Here is an 18,793-nt window from a genome sequence, read left to right as displayed (position 1 = left end):
CGGGCCCACCGGCAACCAGCTGCGCGTAACGGGATCCCCATCGGCGACAGCCCTGCGAGAGGTCCGTCAGCGACAGCCCTGCGAGAGGTCCGTCAGCGACAGCTCTGCGAGGGGCCCTGTCTGCGGCCCCCGACTCTGCGCGGCGGGCTCAGCAGCAGCCACCAGCTCCGCACACGGGTCCATCAGCAGCCACAAGGGCACGCAACGGGTCCATCAGCGGCCACCAGCCCTGCATGACGGACTCATCGGCGACCACCTAGTCCTGCGACGGCCCGTCGGCGACCACCGGCTCCTGCAACGCCACGTCGCTCCAACAGTGGCAGCCTTCGCTACGCCTCGACACCAGCTTCGATGGCGCGGTCCGCTGTACGGTCAGCAATCCCGGCGGCGTGACCTTCCGACACCGCTGGCCTCTGCCGACACCGTCGGCCACCGTCGACGGCCGCCCCTGCCGGCGCCGTCGGCCACAACCGACGGCGGCTGCTCGCTTGGAAACCGCGGTCACGGGACGGCGACGCCGCCGTGGGCAACGGCGGCTGCCCACGGCGGCCACTTGTTGCGCCGTTCCCGCCGCCGGTGGCATTTGCCCGCCCACTTCCACGCACGCGCCGGGCGCTGGCTTTCCCCTGACCTGGCTGCCCGGTCCCGCCGCCGTCGTCGTCCGCTCGACTCACGCGGCCATGGCCATGACCATCGGCCCGGCAGTACGCGTCATCGGCGGCGTCGTCATCGATGGCCGCGCACCCCCGAAGCGACCAGCTGGTCGCGCACGCACCGCCCGCCGCAGCACCGCCACCCGGCCGTCCTGCCCGGTTGCCGGGCGCCTCAACGCCTCGGCCCGGCTGTCCGATCGACTCCGTCGGCCGGCGCGCTCGAGCACGGCCTCGAGCACCTGATCCAAGTCCACCCCCAGGGCCCCGACCACAGCAGCGATCATTTCGCTCGAGGGCTCCTTCCGCCCCCGCTCGATCTCGGACAGGTATTGCGGTGAGATACCGGCACGCTCTGCGACGTCGACCAAGCGCGCCCGGCGGCCGATTCGCACAGCGCGCAGCGTCTCGCCGAGCCGCTCACGCCACAGCGCAGCGGACTCGCCATGTTCCGGCACCGGCGACAACGGAGGGTTGATGCGCGCTTCGGTCATGCGATCATCCTGACACTCCCCAGGACGGCCGAGACGCCGTTCTGCTGTCAGCAGAATCGATGCGGCCGCACCCTCAGCACTGACGTCACGAGCGGCCCAGTCGCGCCGCCACAGCACCGGCAAGAACTCCCCATGCCGACAGACGGGGCCCATGAGCCCTCCTGTCGACCGTGCCCCACTTGCCTCCACAGCCTCGAGTACGACGGAATGGGCTCCGTCGGGTACAGCGAGCACAGGGCTGTCGATCAACAGTGTGGGACCGCCCGCGTTCCGGACCCACGCCACAGCGCCGCTCTGCTGACCGGTTTCAGTTCTGCTCGGCAGCGAGCTGCCCGCAAGCCGCAGCGATCTCCTGGCCACGCGTGTCACGAACGGTGCAGTTCACGCCACCTGCGTTGACCCTGCGCACGAATTCCCGTTCGACTTCCTTGGGCGAAGCGTCCCACTTCGAGCCCGGCGTGGGATTGAGCGGGATGACGTTGACGTGCACCAGGTGGCCCAGATGCTCCCGCAGGCGCTTCGCCAGCAGGTCGGCCCGCCACGGCTGGTCGTTCACGCCCCGAATGAGCGCGTACTCGATGCTGACCCGCCGCGACGTGCGCTCGATGTAGTACCGCGCAGCCCGCAGCACCTCGTCGATCGGCCACCGATTGTTCACCGGGACGAGCGTGTCACGCAGCTCGTCATCGGGGGTGTGCAACGACACCGCCAGACGGACCTGCAGTCCCTCGTCGGCCAGATTGCGGATGGCCGGCGCCAACCCCACGGTCGAAACCGTCACCGACCGCTGGGAGATCCCCAGCCCCGACGGCGCCGGTTCAGTGATGCGCCGTACCGCGGCCACCACCCGGCGGTAGTTGGCCAACGGCTCCCCCATCCCCATGAACACGATGTTGGACAGCCTGCCGGGCGACGGCTTGCCGTCCGGCCCAGGAAGCAGCCCGTCCCGCATCACCGCCGCGGCCGAGCGAACCTGGTCGACGATCTCCGCGGTGGACAGGTTGCGCTGCAGTCCGCCCTGACCGGTGGCACAAAACGGGCACGCCATCCCGCACCCGGCCTGGCTGGAGATGCACAGGGTCGCCCGGTCCGGGTAGCGCATCAGCACGCTCTCGATCAGCGTCCCGTCGTGCGCTCGCCACAGCGTCTTGCGCGTCATGCCATGGTCACACGCCACCGACCGAACTTCGGTGAGCAGCTGCGGCATCAGCGCGGCGGTCAGGCGCTCCCGTGCGGAGGCCGGGATGTCGGTCATCTGCGCCGGATCGACGCTCAACCGCGCGAAGTAGTGGTGAGACAGCTGTTTGGCACGGAAAGCCTTCTCCCCCAGCGACACCACCGCCTCCTTGCGCTCGTCCAGCGACAAGTCGGCCAGATGGCGCGGCGGCAAACCGCGCTTGGGCGCGTCGAAAACCAGGGGCAGCGGAGAAGGCACGTCCCCCAGTGTCCCATGGGCGCGCTGACCAGCACAGACGGACCCCGCCCGCGGCCCACGACAGCTCGATGTTGCATCTCGATCTGTTCCGATATATCGTTAAGTATCGAACACAGGAAGGAGCAATCCCATGAGCGGACATCCTCATCACCACCACCGCCCACCGCATCGAGACCATCCGCTCGCCTGGCGGCTGAGGTCTTTCGGAGGGCCTTTCGGACCTGGCGGACCGTTTGGCGACCCTCTGGGCCCGCCCTTCCCCGGTAGGGGGCCCCGTCGTGGCCGCGGTGCGCGCGGCCGCGGCAGGCGTGGCGACGTGCGGGCGGCCATCCTGGCTCTGCTGGCGGAAGCCGAGTCCCCGATGCACGGCTACGAAATGATCAGTGAGATCGCCGAGCGCACCGGGGGGTTCTGGAAACCGAGCCCCGGATCGGTCTACCCGACGTTGCAGCTGCTCACCGACGAGGGCTTGATCGCCAATGTCGGCGGCGAGGGCGGCAAGCGCCTGTTCGAGCTGACCGAGGAGGGCAAGCAGGCTGCCGAGAACCTCGGCGAGCCGCCGTGGAAGCAGATCGCCGACGACGTGGAGCCCAACGAGGTCGCGCTGCGTCAAGCAGTTGCCGCCCTGCGCGGCGCGCTGTTCCAGATCACCACGGTCGGCACGCCGGAGCAGCAGTCCAAAGCCGTGACCATGATCAACAAGTTACGTAGCGAGCTGTACAACATGCTCGCCGAGGTGGACGACGACGTCTCCACCGAAGACGAGTGATCGCACCCCTTGGCCGCGCCCATCGGCCAAGGGGTGCTTCGTCATTGTGCGGGCAGGAACAACGCCAGCAGCGCCCACGCCACCACGGCGGACGGCAGCATAGAATCCAGCCGGTCCATCAGCCCACCGTGGCCGGGCAGCAGCGTGCCCATGTCCTTGATGCCCAGGTCCCGCTTCATCACCGATTCGACCAGGTCGCCGACCGTCGCGGTGAGCACCATCGCCGCGCCGAACAGCGCCCCCTGCCAGACGTGCCCGTCCAGCAGCAGGGGCATGGTCAGCATGCCGACCCCGACACCGGAGACGAGCGAGCCGGCGAATCCTTCCCAGCTCTTCTTCGGGCTGATCGACGGCGCCATCGGGTGCCTGCCCTTGAGGACACCGGCCGCGTAGCCGCCGACGTCGGAGGCCACCACCCCGAGCATGAAGGTGATGATGCGGTAGGCGCCGTCCTCCGGCAGCAGCAGGAGCACGGCGAATGCACCGCACAGCGGCAAGTACGCGACCGCCAGCACCGACGCACCGGCGTCACGCAGGTATCCGTCCGTGCCGCGCGGCAGTCGCCAGAGCAAGCACGCAAGCACGGTGAACACCAGGGACACCGCGATGCCAGTCGTCCCGAACGGCCAGGCGAGCCAGACGATGGCCTGACCACCGACGAGCACCGGCACGATCTGCACCCGCACGCCTGCTGCCGACCGCAGCGCCTGGCTGAACTCCCAGCTGCCGACCAGCATCGCCAGCGACACGATGCCGATGAACAGACGGCGTTCGACCAGCAGCGACACCAGGATCGCCGCGCCGAGCAGCACGCCGACGCCGATCGCGGCCGGCAGGTTCCGTCCGGCACGCGACGGCTTCGACCCACCTGACTCCTGTGCGGAGTCGTTCACGTCAGTCACGCGAGCCGAGCGCTCGGAATCCAACGGCTGTCGAGGCACCTCAGACCTCGAGCAGCTCGGCTTCCTTGTTCTTGACCAGGTCGTCGATCTGCTTGACGTACTGGTCGGTCAACGTCTGCAGCTGCTTCTCGGCTTGGTAGACGTCGTCCTCGCCGACCTCGCCGTCCTTCTTCAGCCGCTCCAGCTCTTCCTTGGCCTTACGCCGCAGATTACGCACGACGATCTTAGCGTCCTCCCCCTTGCTGCGGGCGACCTTCACCATCTCGCGCCTGCGCTCCTCGGTGAGCTGCGGGAACACCACGCGGATGATCGTGCCGTCATTGGTGGGGTTGACACCGAGATCGGATTCCCGGATGGCCTTCTCGATCGCTTCCAGCTGGGAAGCGTCGTACGGCTTGACCACCGCCATCCGAGCCTCGGGAACGGTGATGCTGGCCAACTGGTTCAGCGGCGTCGGCGCCCCGTAGTAGTCCACCGTGATGCGCGCGAACATGGATGGCGCGGCGCGCCCCGTGCGGACCGACGTCAAGTCTTCCTTGGCGACCTCTACGGCCTTTTCCATCTTCTCCTCTGCTTCGAGGAGGGTCTCGTCGATCACGGTGACTCCTTATTAGTCCAGCTGCTCGCGGCTGGCCGGGGTAGCGACCAGCGTGCCGATCCTCTCACCACGCACGGCGCGGGCGATGTTCCCCTCGACCAACAAGTTGAACACGATGATCGGCATGTTGTTGTCCATGCACAACGAGAAGGCCGTCGAGTCGGCCACCTTCAGGCCCTTCTCCAGCACTTCCGCGTGCGTGATGGTCGTGTACATGGTGGCATCGGGGTCCTTGCGCGGGTCGGACGAGTAGATGCCGTCGACGGCCTTGGCCATCAGCACCACCTCGCAGCCGATCTCCAGCGCCCGCTGCGCCGCCGTGGTGTCGGTGGAGAAGTACGGCAGGCCCGCACCACCACCGAAGATCACGACACGGCCCTTCTCCAGGTGCCGCTCGGCGCGCCGAGGAATGTACGGCTCGGCGACCTGGCCCATCGTGATGGCGGTCTGCACCCTGGTCGGGATGCCTTCCTTCTCCAGGAAGTCCTGCAGTGCCAGGCAGTTCATCACGGTGCCCAGCATGCCCATGTAGTCGGCTCGGTCGCGGTCCATGCCGCGCTGCTGCAGCTCGGCGCCGCGGAAGAAGTTCCCACCGCCGATCACCACGGCCACTTGGGTGCCGCTGCGCACCACCTCGGCGATCTGCCTGGCGACGGTGTGGACGACGTCGGGGTCCACGCCCACCTTGCCGCCGCCGAACATCTCGCCGCCGAGTTTGAGCAGCACCCGGCGGTAGCCTCGTGCGCTCGTGCCCCGTCCGTCAGTGCCCACACCGCCTCCTACCGCATTTGTGCCCCGCCCCGAGGAGTCGGGACGGGGCACAGGCGTCACTCACTTGCCTCGCAGCCCTGACGTCACGGCTGGCCGACCTCGAACCGGACGAACCGGTTGACGGTCACCCCCGCGGCGTCGAGCAGCTGCTTGACGGTCTTCTTGTTGTCGGTCACCGACGGCTGCTCCAGCAGCACGTTGTCCTTGTAGAAGGCGTTGACCTTGCCCTCGACGATCTTGGGCAGCGCCCGCTCGGGCTTGCCCTCCTCGATGGCGGTCTTCTCGGCGATCGCCTTCTCCTTCTCGACGATCTCCGCCGGAACGTCCTCACGGGTCAGGTACCGGGCCTTCAGCGCCGCCACCTGCATCGCAGCACCGCGCGCGGCCTCGGCGTCGTCGCCGGTGTACTCGACGAGCACACCGACGGCCGGCGGCAGGCCGGCACCGCGCCGGTGCAGGTACGTCTCGGTCTTGCCCTCGAAGAACGCCACCCGGCGCAGCTCGAGCTTCTCACCGATCTTGGCCGACAGCGCCTGGATGGCCGACTCGACCGTGCCGCCGTCCAGCTCGGCCGCCTTGACCGTCTCCACGTCGTTGGCCTTGGTGGCCTTGACGACCTCGACGATCTTGTCGGCGAGCGCGACGAACTCCTCGCTCTTGGCGACGAAGTCCGTCTCGGAGTTCAGTTCGATGAGCGCGCCGCCGTTGCCCGCGACCAGGCCCTCGGCGGTGGCGCGCTCGGCACGCTTGCCGACGTCCTTGGCGCCCTTGATGCGCAGGTACTCGACGGCCTTGTCGAAGTCGCCGTCGCTCTCCTCCAGCGCCTTCTTGCAGTTCATCATGCCGGCGCCGGTCAGCTCGCGGAGGCGCTTGACGTCCGCCGCGGTGTAGTTCGCCATGTGTCCGTGTGTCCCTCTCGTGGCTGTCGGTCAGTTGGTGCTGGCAGCGGTCTCGCTGGGCTTGTCGCTGGTGAGCAGCTCCTGCTCCCACTCCGCGAGCGGCTCGTCGCTTGCCACCTCGGGCTTGTCGTCACCTTCGGCCGCGCCGTTGCGCGCGCCCGCCCTGGCCAGCAGCCCTGCCGCAACCGCCTCGGCGATCACCTTGGTCAGCAGCGAAGCCGACCGGATCGCGTCGTCGTTGCCCGGAATCGGGTAGTCGACCTCGTCCGGGTCGCAGTTGGTGTCCAGGATCGCCACGACCGGGATGTTGAGCTTGCGTGCCTCGCTGACGGCGATGTGCTCCTTCTTGGTGTCGACGATCCACACCGCGCTCGGCACCTTGGACATGTCCCGGATACCGCCGAGCGTGCGCTCCAGCTTGTCCTTCTCCCGGGTCAGCATCAGGATCTCCTTCTTGGTCAGACCCTGGAAGCCGCCCGTCTGCTCCATGGACTCGAGCTCCTTGAGCCGCTGCAGCCGCTTGTGGACGGTCTGGAAGTTGGTGAGCATGCCACCCAGCCAGCGCTGGTTGACGTACGGCATGCCGACCCGCCGCGCCTCGTTGGCGATGGCCTCCTGCGCCTGCTTCTTGGTGCCGACGAACAGAATCGTCCCGCCACGCGCGACGGTCTGCTTGACGAACTCGAACGCCTTGTCGATGTAGGACAGCGTCTGCTGGAGGTCGATGATGTAGATGCCGTTGCGCTCCGTGAAGATGTAGCGCTTCATCTTCGGGTTCCAACGGCGGGTCTGGTGGCCGAAGTGGACACCAGAGTCCAGCAGCTGCTTCATGGTGACGACGGCCATGGCCGGAATGCACCTTCTTTTCGCTCGCGGGGCCGGCGAAGCACGCCCGGCCCTCTGGGTCGGTTGTCGCCGCCGCCCGGGTGGACGGCAGCCCTGGTGCGGTGCCGGCACCCTGACCCCACCGTCGGAGGCGGGGACCGCAGAGCACCGTTGCCATGTGCTGGCAGTGCACGCGCACGCGAAGTCAGCTCGCACAGCGAGCCGCCTGTTGCAGTGTACCGGGCGCCCCGGAAGCCGTCCGAGCTGGCCGAACGTCACGACCGCGCGCTCCCCACGCCGGGTGATCACCGGCACCAGCAACGCAGTCGACCAGCACTGACCGGGCTTCGGCTGCAGCTGACACGCGAGAGCGCGCCGCAGCCGACCGCACACCCCGAAACCGGCGCGCCAGGGCTCCGCCGACCGGCGAACGGCCAGCCGGACATCACCGTCCGGGCGGCCCGGCCCGGCCCGGACGGACGAGGAGATCAGGATGGCACGGAAGCGCCGCCGGATCCTGGCCGGACGGCCCCGGGGGGCTGGTCGGGAAGTTGTCCACAGCACGAAGTTGTCCACAGGGCAGCCGAGAACATCCTGATGTCGACAGCAGCATCAGGCGATCCTCGCTGCATGACGAACTCTTCCGCCTCTTTCGCGCGGCGTGGCGCCGCGGGATGCACCAGCCGGTGTGGCCGCCCGATGCTGCCCGCGTTCTTGCTCCTCGGCACAGCATTGGCGCTGGCCGGCCCCGCGACGCTGAGCTTCGCCGATGCCATCGGCCCGCCCGTGGCACTTGCCGAAACCGCACGGCCGGGCGCCGGATCCGTCGAAGCTGTTCGGCTACCCCTTGCCGTCGGCGAAACCACCCGATCGCCGACCGACCTCGGCGAGGGCGCGGGGCCCAGCGCCGAACGCCTCGCTGGAGAGGTGTCGTTCGCGGCTGGCGCAGCCAGTGCCTCGCCGGGGACGACCATGCTTGCAGCGGGCACCGCGGCGACCCCGGACGGTGGCGCAGGACCAGGCCATCCCGACCGCACCAACGATCCGCCCAGGTCGGCTGTCGTGAGCCCGCATGACCCGCGCAGGTCTGTCCGGTCTGCGGCCGAAGGACGATTCGTGTGGCCGCTGCATCCCCCACCACCGGTCGTTCGCGGTTTCGACCCGCCCGAATCGCCCTACGGTGCTGGTCATCGCGGGGTCGATCTTGGTGCGAGCATCGGTCAACCAGTGCTTGCAGCCGGCGCAGGAGTGGTGGTCTTCGCCGGTCAGGTGGCAGGCCGGGGCGTCATCTCCATCGACCACGACGCGATACGCACGACGTACGAACCCGTACGACCGGAGGTCAGCGCGGGCGATCAGGTGTACGCGGGTCAGCGCATCGGCACAGTGGTGGCCAGCCACCGAGGATGCCCCGGAGTATGCCTTCACTGGGGCGCTCGCCGGAACAAGCCTCCGGAATACCTCGATCCCCTCGAGTTGCTGAGATCGCAGTCGGTGATCCGCCTCAAACCCTGGCCACGCGACGCGGATGACTGAGGGGCAGTCCCGGGAAGGCGGCTAGACGGACGCCTGCTCGGTGAGCTTGGCGCGCAGCCGCAGGACCGCGCGGGTGTGCAGCTGGCTGACCCGTGATTCGGTGACGCCGAGCACCTTGCCGATCTCCGCCAACGTGAGGCTTTCGAAGTAGTAGAGGCTCACGATGGTGCGGTCGCGCTCGGGGAGTTGGGCGATCGCGTCGGCCAGCTGGCGCCGGTTGTCCCGGTCGACCAGTACGGACACCGGGTCCGGCGCGTCCTCGTCCTGCAGTGCCTCGACCAGGGAGGCCGATTCACGGCCGGGTGAGAGAAGTTCCTCGAGGGCGACCACGCTGGTCAGCCGCAGCTGCCCGTAGAGGTCGCGCAGCTCGTCGACGGTGATGTCCAGCTCGCGGGCAAGCTCCTCGTCGGTCGGCGTGCGGTTGAGCCTGGCATTGAGCCGTTCGATCGCTCGTTCCACTTCGCGGGCCCGGCTGCGCACCGCGCGCGGCACCCAGTCCTGGGACCGGAGGTCGTCGAGGATCGCACCGCGGATGCGCTGCATCGCGTAGGTCTCGAACTTCCAGCCACGGCTGGGGTCGAACTTCTCGATCGCGTCGACCAGCCCGAAGATCCCCGATCCGATGAGGTCACCGGTGTCGATGTGGGCAGGGAGCCCGGTGCCCACTTTGCCCGCCACGTATTTGACCAGGGGCGCGTAATGCAGCAGAAGGCGATCGCGCAGGCTCCGCGTCGGATTCTCGACGAACTGACGCCACAGCGCGTCGATGGCTTCCTCGGACTGGACTTCGCCGTCGTCCTGCGAGACAGCCGCGGCACGCACTTGCGCCGGAACGTCGTCGCGAAGCTGCCCGGGAACGTCGCGCGATTCGGGGTTCGGAGCGGCATCGGAATCCACGGCCGAGCGAGCCGCCGCGACGCGGGACCGCTCACCTGGCCCTGGGATGCGTTCGGTCATGTATCGCCTTCAGCCGGTCAACGGTGACATGGGTGTAGAGCTGGGTGGTCGCTAGCGTAGCGTGACCAAGTAACTCCTGAACGCTGCGAAGGTCCGCACCCCCATCCAACAGGTGAGTCGCCGCGGTGTGCCGCAGGCCGTGCGGCCCGATGTGTGCCGCGCCAGGGACCGCCGAGGTGGCTTCGCGCACGACCTTGCGCACCGTTCGCTGGTCGATCCGGCGACCGCGCACCCCGAGGAACACGGGAGCATCGTCGTGACTGGATTCGCTTGGCGCAAGTGCTGGGCGGCCACGGTCCAACCACGCGCGTAAGGCCTCGGCCGCCGGCTGCCCGAACGGCACGACTCGCTCCTTGTCGCCCTTGCCGATGACCCGCAGCAACCGGTTGGCGAAGTCGACCTGGCCGATGTTCAGGCTGCACAACTCGGCCACGCGGATACCGGTGGCGTACAGCAGCTCCAGCATCGCGTGATCACGCAGCGCGACCGGATCGTCTTGCTCGGCGCCCAGCGCCGATGCCCGCATCAGGTCGGCGGCCTGGTCCTGGCTCAGCACGGCCGGCAGCGTGCGGTGCGGTCGCGGTGCCTCGAGCCGTTCGCCCGGGTCGACGTCGAGATAACCCCGCCGAGTCGCCCATGCCGTGAATGCCCTGACCGAAGCGGCTTTCCTGGCCAAGGTGGTCCGCGCGGCCCCCGATGTGCGCAGGTGGGAGAGCCAGCCGCGCAGTTCGTGAATGTCGAGGCCTTCGATGCCGGCGTCGTCACCGGGCCGCGCCGACCCGATCTCGGACTCCGCCGACCTCCCGACGCCGGCGGGCTTGGCCGCGCGAGCCTCCGACCCGACACCGGCCCCCGCCAGCCCGACACCGGAGGGCTTGGCCGCGCGAGTCACCGACCCGGTGCCAGCCCCCGCAGACGTCGTCTCGGACCCCGTCGACCCGATACCGCCCCTTGTCGACCCGATACCGGATTCCGGCGACCCGCCATCGGAGCCCGCTGGCCCGACACGGGATTCCGGCGACCCTGTTTCGGTTCTCGCCGGCGTGATTCCGAATGGTGTCGCCCTGACCTCGGAATCCAACGATCTGATGTGCGGCTCCGCCGCGTTGCTCGTCGAGTTGGCAGATCCGACGTCGGACGCCGTCATCTCGGGACCAGGCGCATGTGCGCCGGGCGGAGAAGCCTGGCCTTCATTTTCTGCGCCGGGCGGGGAAGCCTGGCTTTCTCCGCGTGTCTCTTCGACGTCTCCGCGACCAGCACTGCTCGACTCCTGTTCGAAGCCGTCGTCCGTTGCCAACGCGGAAGAAAGGTCGATGCCGTGCAAATGAGCCACGAGCGACACGACGTCCCCGACGTACGCCCGGACCGTATGGCGCGACATCCCACGCTCGGCACGGAGATATTGCTCGAACTCGGCCACGATCCGGCCGCACGTGGCGGGCAGCGCATCACGCGCTTGCTTCAGGTGCGGCTTCGCAGCCGGGGACATGCTCCCCATGGGATCAACCTGAGGGAAGCACCGCCGGGCGTCAAGCATCGCGATCTTCGTGTCGCGCCCTGCCAGCCACGCCGCGACTGCCGACACCCAAACGAGTGATTGCCCGCAACCCGACCTATCGGCGCGAACGGGCACCAGATGGTCACCGCAGCCGCGCTGACCAACGCACCGTAGCTTCCCCCGCCCAGCTACGGCACACCGACCAACCCACCACAGCCTCCCCCGCCCAGCTCGCATGACGAGCGACGAAGCTCGTGCTCCCCGCACCCAGCACACCAACGACCGCAACTCAAACCAGCCCGCACCGAACCCGCCACAACCACCCGCACCCGGCACACCAACGACCGCGACGAAACCCAGCCGACGCCGGAGCGGCCACAACGATTCGCGACCGCAGCGCGGGCTGCCGCGGTGGGCGTCGGCGCGCACACCGTCAACACCAGGAGTGAACGCGGGTCCCGGCAGACGGTCCGGAAGTGCTCTCACGCCTCACCGGCTGGTCCTTGGGATCGCCCCGAGCGGTCGCCAGCCGCCAGCCGGACTCCGTCCGCTCGCAAAAACCGTCGATCTCCAGCTCGGGGAGTACAGCCCGGACCGTCCGCTCGGCGACGCCTGCGTCCACAGCGACCTGCTCCACGGACTTCGGTGTCCGGGACAGCGCTTCATGGACCCGGAGCGTGTCCCCGCTCAGCTGGTCCGTCGCCCTGCCAGGTGGCTCCGCTTGGTCGGCGAGGTCAGCTCCCAGCATCCCCACCACCTCCAGCACCTCCGCGGAGGACGTGACCAAGGTGGCGTGCTCGTGCCGGATCAGGTCGTGGCAGCCCGCCGAGGTGGCCGACGTGAGCGGGCCGGGCACGGCCATGACCGGCCGTCCGAGCAGCCGAGCCGTGTTGGCCGTGTTCCGCGCACCGCTGCGCAGCCCGGCTTCGACCACCACCGTCGCCGCGCTCAGCGCGGCCAGCAACCGGTTGCGGACCAGGAAGCGGTGCCGCGCGGGCGGCGTACCCGGCGGGTACTCACTGAGTACGAGACCGCGCTCGGCGATCTTCTCCAGAAGGCGGACCTGGCCTGCGGGATAGCCGACATCCAGCGCGCAGCCGAGCACGGCGACGGTCGTGCCCCCGCCGGCCAAAGCTCCGCGATGCGCCGCCGCGTCGATGCCGTAGGCCGCTCCGGAGAACACTGCGACACCCTCGCCAACCAGCTCGTAGGCCCATTCGGACGCGATGTGCTCCCCGTATCCGCTGGACGCGCGGGAACCGACCATGGTCACGGCACGACCGACGGCTTGATCGAGGCTTCCCCTGCCACGAGCCCACAACGCGATGGGCGCGCTCATTCCCCTGACCCCGCGGGAGCCGGCCACTGTGAGCGACAACAGCGGCCACTCGGGCCACTCGTCGTCCTCGGGCGTGATGAGCCGAGCGCCCTGCTCCGCGGCGGCTCGCTCGATGTCGGCCGAGCTGACCGTCAAGTGCGCCCGCGCTTCCGTCTCCCTGGCCACGGTCGAGGGCACGTCGCGTCGCCGCACGCGTTCGGCCGCTTCGACCGGACCGTGCGTGGCGGCGAACGCGGCCAGCGCCGGCGCAGGTGGCTCGGCGACACGCAGCAGGTAGGCCCGCGCCAGGCGCTCCTCCGTCACCCTCATGTCGGCACCCACAGTCGTCCTCACCCCGGCACCCTCTCGCGGAAATCCATCGCCATGGCGACTTCGGTGCTCGTCGGTACCTCCAGGCCGGCCAGATCAGCCAGCGTCCACGCCAATCGCAGGCACCGATCCGCACCCCGGGCGGTGAGCCGGCCCCTGGCGAGGGCCCGCCGCAACAGCTCGGTCGCTTCGCTTGGCAGAGCGAACTCCTTGCGCAGCTTGGGGCCGGGCACCTCGGCATTGGTGCGCCATCCGTAGGCCGACCAACGGACGCGAGCACGCTCACGCGCCGCGATCACCCGTTCCCGCACCTCCGCCGACGTCTCCCGGCGCTCGGAGCTGTAACACTCCGCAGCCGACACTGGCCGCAGCCGCACGCGGATGTCCACGCGGTCCAGCAACGGGCCGGACAGCCGCCCGAGGTAGCGCCGACGGGCGTGCGGCGAACACGTGCAATCCTCCTCACGCGCCGGGGCACACGGACACGGGTTGGTTGCCAGCACCAGCTGGAAACGGGCCGGATACACCACCACTCCCCGGGCACGCGCCAAGCGCACCTCGCCTTCCTCCAGCGTCGTCCGAAGCGCCTCCAGCCGGTGCGAGCCGAGCTCACAGGCTTCGTCGAGCAGGAGCACGCCGCGATGGGCCTTGCTCACCGCGCCGGGCATGGCCAGCCCGGATCCGCCACCGATCAGTCCTGCGAGCGAGGTCGACGGATGCGGCGCCACCAGTGGCGGCGTCCGCACCAGCGGCGCGGACGGATCGAGCGTGCCGTCGATGGACTGCACCGCGGCAACTTCCAGGGCCTCCTCGTCCGACAGCGGTGGCAGCAAGCCCGGCAACCGCCGCGCCAGCATCGTCTTGCCGACGCCTGGTGGGCCGATCAGCAACACGTGATGACCCCCTGCAGCGGCGACCTCCAGCGCCCACCGCGCGTCCGACTGCCCAGCGACGTCGGCGAGATCGGGCGGCGGCTGCTGCTGTCCAGGACTTGCCGCCGCGTCCGGAGGGGCGGACAGCGGCCGAAGATCGCGCAGCCATTCGACGACATCGACCAGGTCCGCGGCCCCACCCACCTCGATCCCGTCGACCAGCGCCGCTTCCGCCAACGAGGCTTCCGGCACGACTGCCGTCCGTATCCCTTGCGCGCGGGCAGCCAGCAAGATCGGCAGCACGCCGCGCACCGGGCGCACCCGCCCGTCCAAGGCCAGCTCACCGATCAGCACGGTGGCTGCGAGCTTCTCCCTGGGCACGACCCCGCACGCAGCCAGGACCGCGACGGCGATCCCCACGTCGTAGGCCGATCCCTCCTTGGGCAGGTTCGCGGGGGACAAGCCGAGGGTCAGCTGACTGGTCGGCCACGGCAAGCCCGAGTTGCGGATCGCCGAACGTACCCTGTCCTTCGCCTCGCGAACGCCTGCGTCGGGCAGCCCGACCACCTTCGTGCCGGGCAGGCCGGCTCCGATGTCCGCTTCGATCTCGACCAGCCTGCCCTCCAGCCCGACCACGGCCATCGACCAGGCACGCGCGATCGGCATCAGAACGCCCCCGGAATGTGCCGGATCCGCGGCCGTTGCCCCGGGGCGAGGATCACCGCCACCACGTCGAACCGCACCGGCACCGGCGGCACCCCGAACGTGCTCAACCACTTGCTGGCCGCGCGCCGGATGCGCGCGATCTTGCTCGACGTGACGGACTCGGCCGGAGCGCCGCACCGCAGGCCCGACCGCGTCTTGACCTCGCAGACGATCACGCTCGTGCCGTCGTATCCGACGATGTCCAGCTCGCCCTCACGGCACCGCCAATTGCGCGCGAGCAGGGTGCACCCGCGCCGCTCGAGATACTCCGCGGCCAGCCGCTCGCCCTGCCTGGCCAGCTCCCGCTGCCGCTCGACACGTTCGTGGACTGGACCCACCGCAACCCCCAGGTTCGCTGACATCGCCATCCACGATGCTTGTCAGCCCGCGGCGAGAACAGCACACCGAAGCGCAGCTGTGGACAACCGGACGCTTGTGGACAACTCACACGGTGTCCGCCGACCGGCGCCCCAACGCACGCAGACAACCGGACCCTTGCGAACCACCCGCACCGTGACCGCCGACCAGCACCCCAACGCACGCGGACAACCGGACGCTTGCGAACCACTCCGCGCGCGACGGGGCAGGCCGCTCACGACATGGCCGCCCGGCCACGGCCCAGAAGCCACGTTCTGCGCCGGCGACACCCATCTCGAGCCCCTAGGCGACACCCACCGCCGAGGCCCAAACGACGACGCCGGCGCTCGGGATGCGGTGAGCATCACGCGCGACGGTGAACAACGCCGACGGCGAGCGACATGGCCCATACAGTCCGCACGACGTAAACAAGACGCCGACGGCGAGCGACGCGGCCCGTACGGCCCGCGTTGCCGCCTATTCAGGAGGCAGAGGTCCCGCACCACAGAACTAGAACTTCTACGACGGGCACGAGGCCGGCGTCGGAAACATCGGAAATATCGGCCAACCACGATGCCGACGAAGCGGATCGCCAGCACGGGACAGGTGCAAGACGGTCGACGTGAACGTACAGCGTCCGAGCACTACGACCGGTACCGTGCAGCCGGAAGCACATGAACTGAGCGCTGCAGCGCACCCGGCCTCGAGCGCAATGATCCGAGTTCACCCACGACGGCGGTATTGAGCACGTGACGTCGTAACGGCGAGCCCGGCCCGATCACCGAAGAGAGACGCACTGGGTGCGAAAGAGCTCGCACTCGACGAAGCCGAGGACGGAGCCCAGCTGCTCCCGGAAAAGCCGCACCCGAGCGTCACCCGCGGCACGTCGCCGCTGCCCGGCGGCTCACGCCGGGAAGGCGCCGTCCTCCGGCAGCCGCAGGTCGGGCTTCTCCAGCTCCTCCACGTTGACGTCCTTGAACGTGATGACCCGGACGTTCTTGACGAACCTGGCCGGACGGTACATGTCCCATACCCAGGCGTCCGACATGCGTACCTCGAAGTAGACCTCTCCCGCGGCGTCGCGCACCTGCACGTCGACCGAGTTGGCCAGGTAGAACCGTCGCTCGGTCTCCACCACGTAGGTGAACTGACCGACGATGTCGCGATACTCGCGATAGAGCGACAGCTCCATCTCGGTCTCGTACTTCTCGAGGTCCTCCGCGCTCATCCGGTTGCGGCTCCTCCTAGCTGTTCGGCGAGCTCCAAGCTCCCATTCTCTCCCACCTCGAACATCGCGGCACCCAGCGGTTCGGAGGCGCACGCTGCGTTACGGATCGACGCCGCACTGCGCTGGATCCGCCGGGGCGGGACGATACCGTGCTGCATGCCCGCCATGGCCACGTTGGCGAACGACCACCGATGTTCCTCGCACGGCCCGTGGGCGGTCAGCGCGGCGCAGTGCTCCGTTGTGTTGTACCCCTTGTGCACGTCGAAGCCGTACTGCGGATACCGCTCGTGCAGCTCCATCATGATCCGGTCCCTGGTCACCTTGGCCAGCACCGACGCCGCGGCGACGCATGCCACGGCCCGATCCCCCTTGACCACCGGGACGCTGGGCGCCGTCAAGCCGGGCACCCGGAACCCGTCGATGAGCACATAGCCCGGGTGCGGGTTCAGCCGCGCGATGGCCCGGCGCATGCCTGCGATGTTCGCGGCGTGCACCCCGTCGCGGTCGACCTCGTGGGTGGGGACGACCACCACCTCGTAGGCGACCGCGCGCTCCTTCACCTGCTCGAACACCCGCTCCCTGGCCACCGGCGTCAGCAGCTTCGAGTCGGTGAGCTCGGGCAGCTTCCGCGCATCGGAGTGACGAAGCACGCAGGCGGCGACCACCAGCGGCCCGGCGCATGCCCCGCGGCCCGCCTCGTCCACCCCGGCGACCGGCCCGAGCCCGCGCCGGTCGAGGGCACGCTGCAGCGCCCACTTGCCGGAGTCCCGGCGGATCAACGCCCGGTCCGGCCACCACGGAGCCCTGCGGTGTCGCCCCATCACTCGCCACCTTGCGGGTTGTAGTCGCTCACGCCTCCCCATCGTCCCGGCGGCCATACGATGAACTGCGCCTTGCCGATCACGTTCTCCACCGGTACGGTGCCACGGACTCCGCCGCCGCCCTGGAAACGCGAGTCGCTCGAGTTGTTGCGATTGTCCCCCAGCACGAACAGGTGCCCCTCCGGCACCGTGAACTCTTCGAACGCCTGCTGCTTGGGCTGCATGCCCGGCGGGAAGTACAGGTAGGGCTCGTCGAGCGGCTTGCCGTCCACCACGATGCGGTTCTGCTCGTCGCAACACCGTACCCGCTGCCCGCCGACCGCGATGACGCGCTTGATGAAATCCCGGTCGTCCGGCGGCGCCAGCCCGATCATCGACCCCAGCTCCTGGAAGAAGCCGACGATGCCGTCGCTGCGATTGCTCTGCACGTTGTTGACCCACGCGGGCGGCCCGCGGAACACCACCACGTCGCCGGGCTCGGGATCGCCGAACCAGTACGCCATCTTGTTCACCAGCACCTTGTCCGGCGTGCACCCAGGGCAACCGTGCAGCGTCAGCTCCATCGACCCCGACGGGATCATGTACGGCCGCGCGATGAACTGCTGAATCAGGAAGGTCAGCACGATCGCGACCAGGATCAGGATCGGCAGTTCCTTCCAGAACGAGCGTTTCTTCTTCTCCTTGCGCTGCTCTTCCGGTTCCTCCGGAGACTGGCCGGGGAAGCCGGGGCCGTACCCGTGATAATCCACGACCGCCACATTACGGGAGTAGGACGGCACCCTCGCGTGCGACACCACGGCCACGATCGGTGATCGCGGGCAATCCCGCACCGGATGTGATCATGCTCATCCGGGGCGACGTTCCACCCCAGAAGGCCGGCGCGGAAGGTGCCGCTCGCCGGAAGCCAAAGTGCCACTCGCCGGGAGCCACAAGTGCCACTCGCCGGGAGTCACGAGCCGGGCACGATCGCTGCCCGCGCGGGCCGCGCGCTGCCGCTCATCCCGCACCCGACTGCGGGTTGTAGTCGCTGATACCTCCCCACCGCGCGGGCGGCCACACGATGACCTGGGCCTTGCCGATGATGTTCTCCACCGGCACCGTCCCGTTGACGCCACCGCCGCCCTGCACGCGGGAGTCGCTGGAGTTGTTCCGGTTGTCGCCCATGACGAACACCGAGCCTTCCGGCACGGTGATCTCGGGGAACTCCTGCTGGCGGTGACCGCGGCCCGGTTCGAAGTAGAGGTACGGCTCGTCCAACGGCTTGCCGTCGACCACCACGCGGTTCTTCGCGTCACAACAGCTGATGGTCTGGCCGCCGACCGCGACGATCCGCTTGACGAAGTCCCGCTCGTCCGGCGGGGCCAATCCGATCATCGACCCCAGCTCGCGCAGGAAACCGGCTACCCCGGTGCTCTCCTCCACCGGGTCGCCCTCCACCCACGGGTCCGGGCCCTTGAACACCACCACGTCGCCCGGCTGCGGATCGGTGAACCGGTAGGTGAGCTTGTCGACCAGCACCCGGTCCGGGGTGCAGCCAGGGCAGCCGTGCAGCGTCCGTTCCATCGACCCGGACGGAATCATGTACGGCCGGGCGATGAACGTCTGGATCAGAAACGTCAGCCCGAACGCGATCGCCACCAGCAGGGGCAGCTCTTTCCAGAACGACCGCTTGCGCGGCGGCCGGCGGATCCGGTGCGCGCCGCGCTTCGGCCGCGGCCCCCAGCTGGGGTCGTTGAACGTGTAGCTCTGGGCGCGGAGGATTTTCGTCTCGGCTCGAGCGTTGCGGCTCCCCCGACGCGCCAGATTGACCACGCACTCAGATTACGGG

General features: G+C 69.0%; 17 protein-coding genes and 2 pseudogenes. 2 read left to right on the top strand and 17 right to left on the bottom strand.

The features are described 5' to 3' along the window. Positions 1-670: 670 nt before the first annotated feature. The gene (locus YWY_RS25045) at positions 671-1,144 is read right to left on the bottom strand and encodes a helix-turn-helix domain-containing protein (RefSeq protein ID WP_084609245.1); all 474 of its coding nucleotides are present in this window, start codon (positions 1,142-1,144) and stop codon (positions 671-673) included. A 307-nt stretch (positions 1,145-1,451) separates the two neighbouring features. Next, a complete protein-coding gene (gene rlmN / locus YWY_RS0113390) occupies positions 1,452-2,579 on the bottom strand; it encodes a dual-specificity RNA methyltransferase RlmN (RefSeq protein ID WP_038045065.1) in 1,128 nt (375 codons plus the stop codon). 316 nt (positions 2,580-2,895) lie between these two features. Here rlmN and YWY_RS21970 point away from each other — a divergent pair, with 316 nt between their 5' ends. Further along, complete coding sequence (locus YWY_RS21970; RefSeq protein WP_038045064.1) at positions 2,896-3,348, top strand: PadR family transcriptional regulator; 453 nt, start codon at positions 2,896-2,898, stop codon at positions 3,346-3,348. A gap of 41 nt (positions 3,349-3,389) precedes the next feature. Here YWY_RS21970 and YWY_RS21965 read toward each other — a convergent pair whose 3' ends face one another. From YWY_RS21965 to rpsB, 5 genes are all read right to left on the bottom strand, one after another. Further along, on the bottom strand, positions 3,390-4,241 hold the full coding sequence (locus YWY_RS21965) for a phosphatidate cytidylyltransferase (RefSeq protein ID WP_245566672.1): 852 nt from the start codon (positions 4,239-4,241) through the stop codon (positions 3,390-3,392). A 49-nt stretch (positions 4,242-4,290) separates the two neighbouring features. After that, positions 4,291-4,848 (bottom strand): ribosome recycling factor, encoded by a 558-nt coding sequence (gene frr, locus YWY_RS0113375; protein WP_028848013.1) that lies wholly within the window; start codon positions 4,846-4,848, stop codon positions 4,291-4,293. A gap of 12 nt (positions 4,849-4,860) precedes the next feature. Continuing rightward, positions 4,861-5,619 (bottom strand): UMP kinase, encoded by a 759-nt coding sequence (gene pyrH / locus YWY_RS0113370; RefSeq protein ID WP_028848012.1) that lies wholly within the window; start codon positions 5,617-5,619, stop codon positions 4,861-4,863. 83 nt (positions 5,620-5,702) lie between these two features. After that, complete coding sequence (tsf, locus tag YWY_RS0113365) at positions 5,703-6,518, bottom strand: translation elongation factor Ts (protein ID WP_028848011.1); 816 nt, start codon at positions 6,516-6,518, stop codon at positions 5,703-5,705. Positions 6,519-6,548: 30 nt separating this feature from the next. Beyond that, complete coding sequence (gene rpsB / locus YWY_RS0113360; RefSeq protein ID WP_028848010.1) at positions 6,549-7,364, bottom strand: 30S ribosomal protein S2; 816 nt, start codon at positions 7,362-7,364, stop codon at positions 6,549-6,551. A 951-nt stretch (positions 7,365-8,315) separates the two neighbouring features. Here rpsB and YWY_RS23765 point away from each other — a divergent pair. Further along, positions 8,316-8,879, top strand: a complete 564-nt coding sequence (locus YWY_RS23765) for a M23 family metallopeptidase (protein WP_156899256.1) — start codon at positions 8,316-8,318, stop codon at positions 8,877-8,879. A 21-nt stretch (positions 8,880-8,900) separates the two neighbouring features. On the opposite strand, the gene YWY_RS0113355 is transcribed toward YWY_RS23765, so the two are convergent. From YWY_RS0113355 to lepB (YWY_RS21945), 10 genes and pseudogenes are all read right to left on the bottom strand, one after another. Further along, entirely contained in the window at positions 8,901-9,836 is a 936-nt protein-coding gene (locus tag YWY_RS0113355; protein WP_084609241.1) for a FliA/WhiG family RNA polymerase sigma factor, read from the bottom strand. Beyond that, complete coding sequence (locus tag YWY_RS23760; protein WP_245566689.1) at positions 9,808-10,695, bottom strand: tyrosine recombinase XerC; 888 nt, start codon at positions 10,693-10,695, stop codon at positions 9,808-9,810. The genes YWY_RS0113355 and YWY_RS23760 overlap by 29 nt, the downstream gene beginning before the upstream one ends. A 468-nt stretch (positions 10,696-11,163) precedes the next feature. Next, positions 11,164-11,325: pseudogene (locus YWY_RS24155) on the bottom strand (site-specific integrase); the annotation flags it as partial. Between the two features lie 442 nt (positions 11,326-11,767). Beyond that, complete coding sequence (gene dprA / locus YWY_RS21955) at positions 11,768-12,982, bottom strand: DNA-processing protein DprA (RefSeq protein WP_084609239.1); 1,215 nt, start codon at positions 12,980-12,982, stop codon at positions 11,768-11,770. Between the two features lie 20 nt (positions 12,983-13,002). Then, positions 13,003-14,520, bottom strand: a complete 1,518-nt coding sequence (locus tag YWY_RS0113340; RefSeq protein ID WP_028848008.1) for a YifB family Mg chelatase-like AAA ATPase — start codon at positions 14,518-14,520, stop codon at positions 13,003-13,005. Next, on the bottom strand, positions 14,520-14,921 hold the full coding sequence (locus YWY_RS0113335; RefSeq protein WP_051310276.1) for a YraN family protein: 402 nt from the start codon (positions 14,919-14,921) through the stop codon (positions 14,520-14,522). Before YWY_RS0113335 ends, YWY_RS0113340 begins: the two co-directional genes overlap by 1 nt. 899 nt (positions 14,922-15,820) lie before the next feature. Next, positions 15,821-16,144, bottom strand: coding sequence for a DUF2469 domain-containing protein (locus tag YWY_RS0113325; RefSeq protein ID WP_028848006.1), 324 nt, complete (start codon positions 16,142-16,144; stop codon positions 15,821-15,823). Then, complete coding sequence (locus YWY_RS0113320; protein ID WP_028848005.1) at positions 16,141-16,965, bottom strand: ribonuclease HII; 825 nt, start codon at positions 16,963-16,965, stop codon at positions 16,141-16,143. The genes YWY_RS0113325 and YWY_RS0113320 overlap by 4 nt, the downstream gene beginning before the upstream one ends. A gap of 11 nt (positions 16,966-16,976) precedes the next feature. Continuing rightward, a pseudogene (gene lepB, locus YWY_RS21950) lies at positions 16,977-17,714 on the bottom strand (signal peptidase I); the annotation flags it as partial. A 247-nt stretch (positions 17,715-17,961) separates the two neighbouring features. After that, a complete protein-coding gene (gene lepB, locus YWY_RS21945) occupies positions 17,962-18,777 on the bottom strand; it encodes a signal peptidase I (protein WP_156899235.1) in 816 nt (271 codons plus the stop codon). Positions 18,778-18,793 lie beyond the last annotated feature (16 nt).

The organism is Thermocrispum agreste DSM 44070 (assembly GCF_000427905.1).
Classification (GTDB): domain Bacteria; phylum Actinomycetota; class Actinomycetes; order Mycobacteriales; family Pseudonocardiaceae; genus Thermocrispum; species Thermocrispum agreste.
This window is presented reverse-complemented; position numbering and strand designations above follow the sequence as displayed.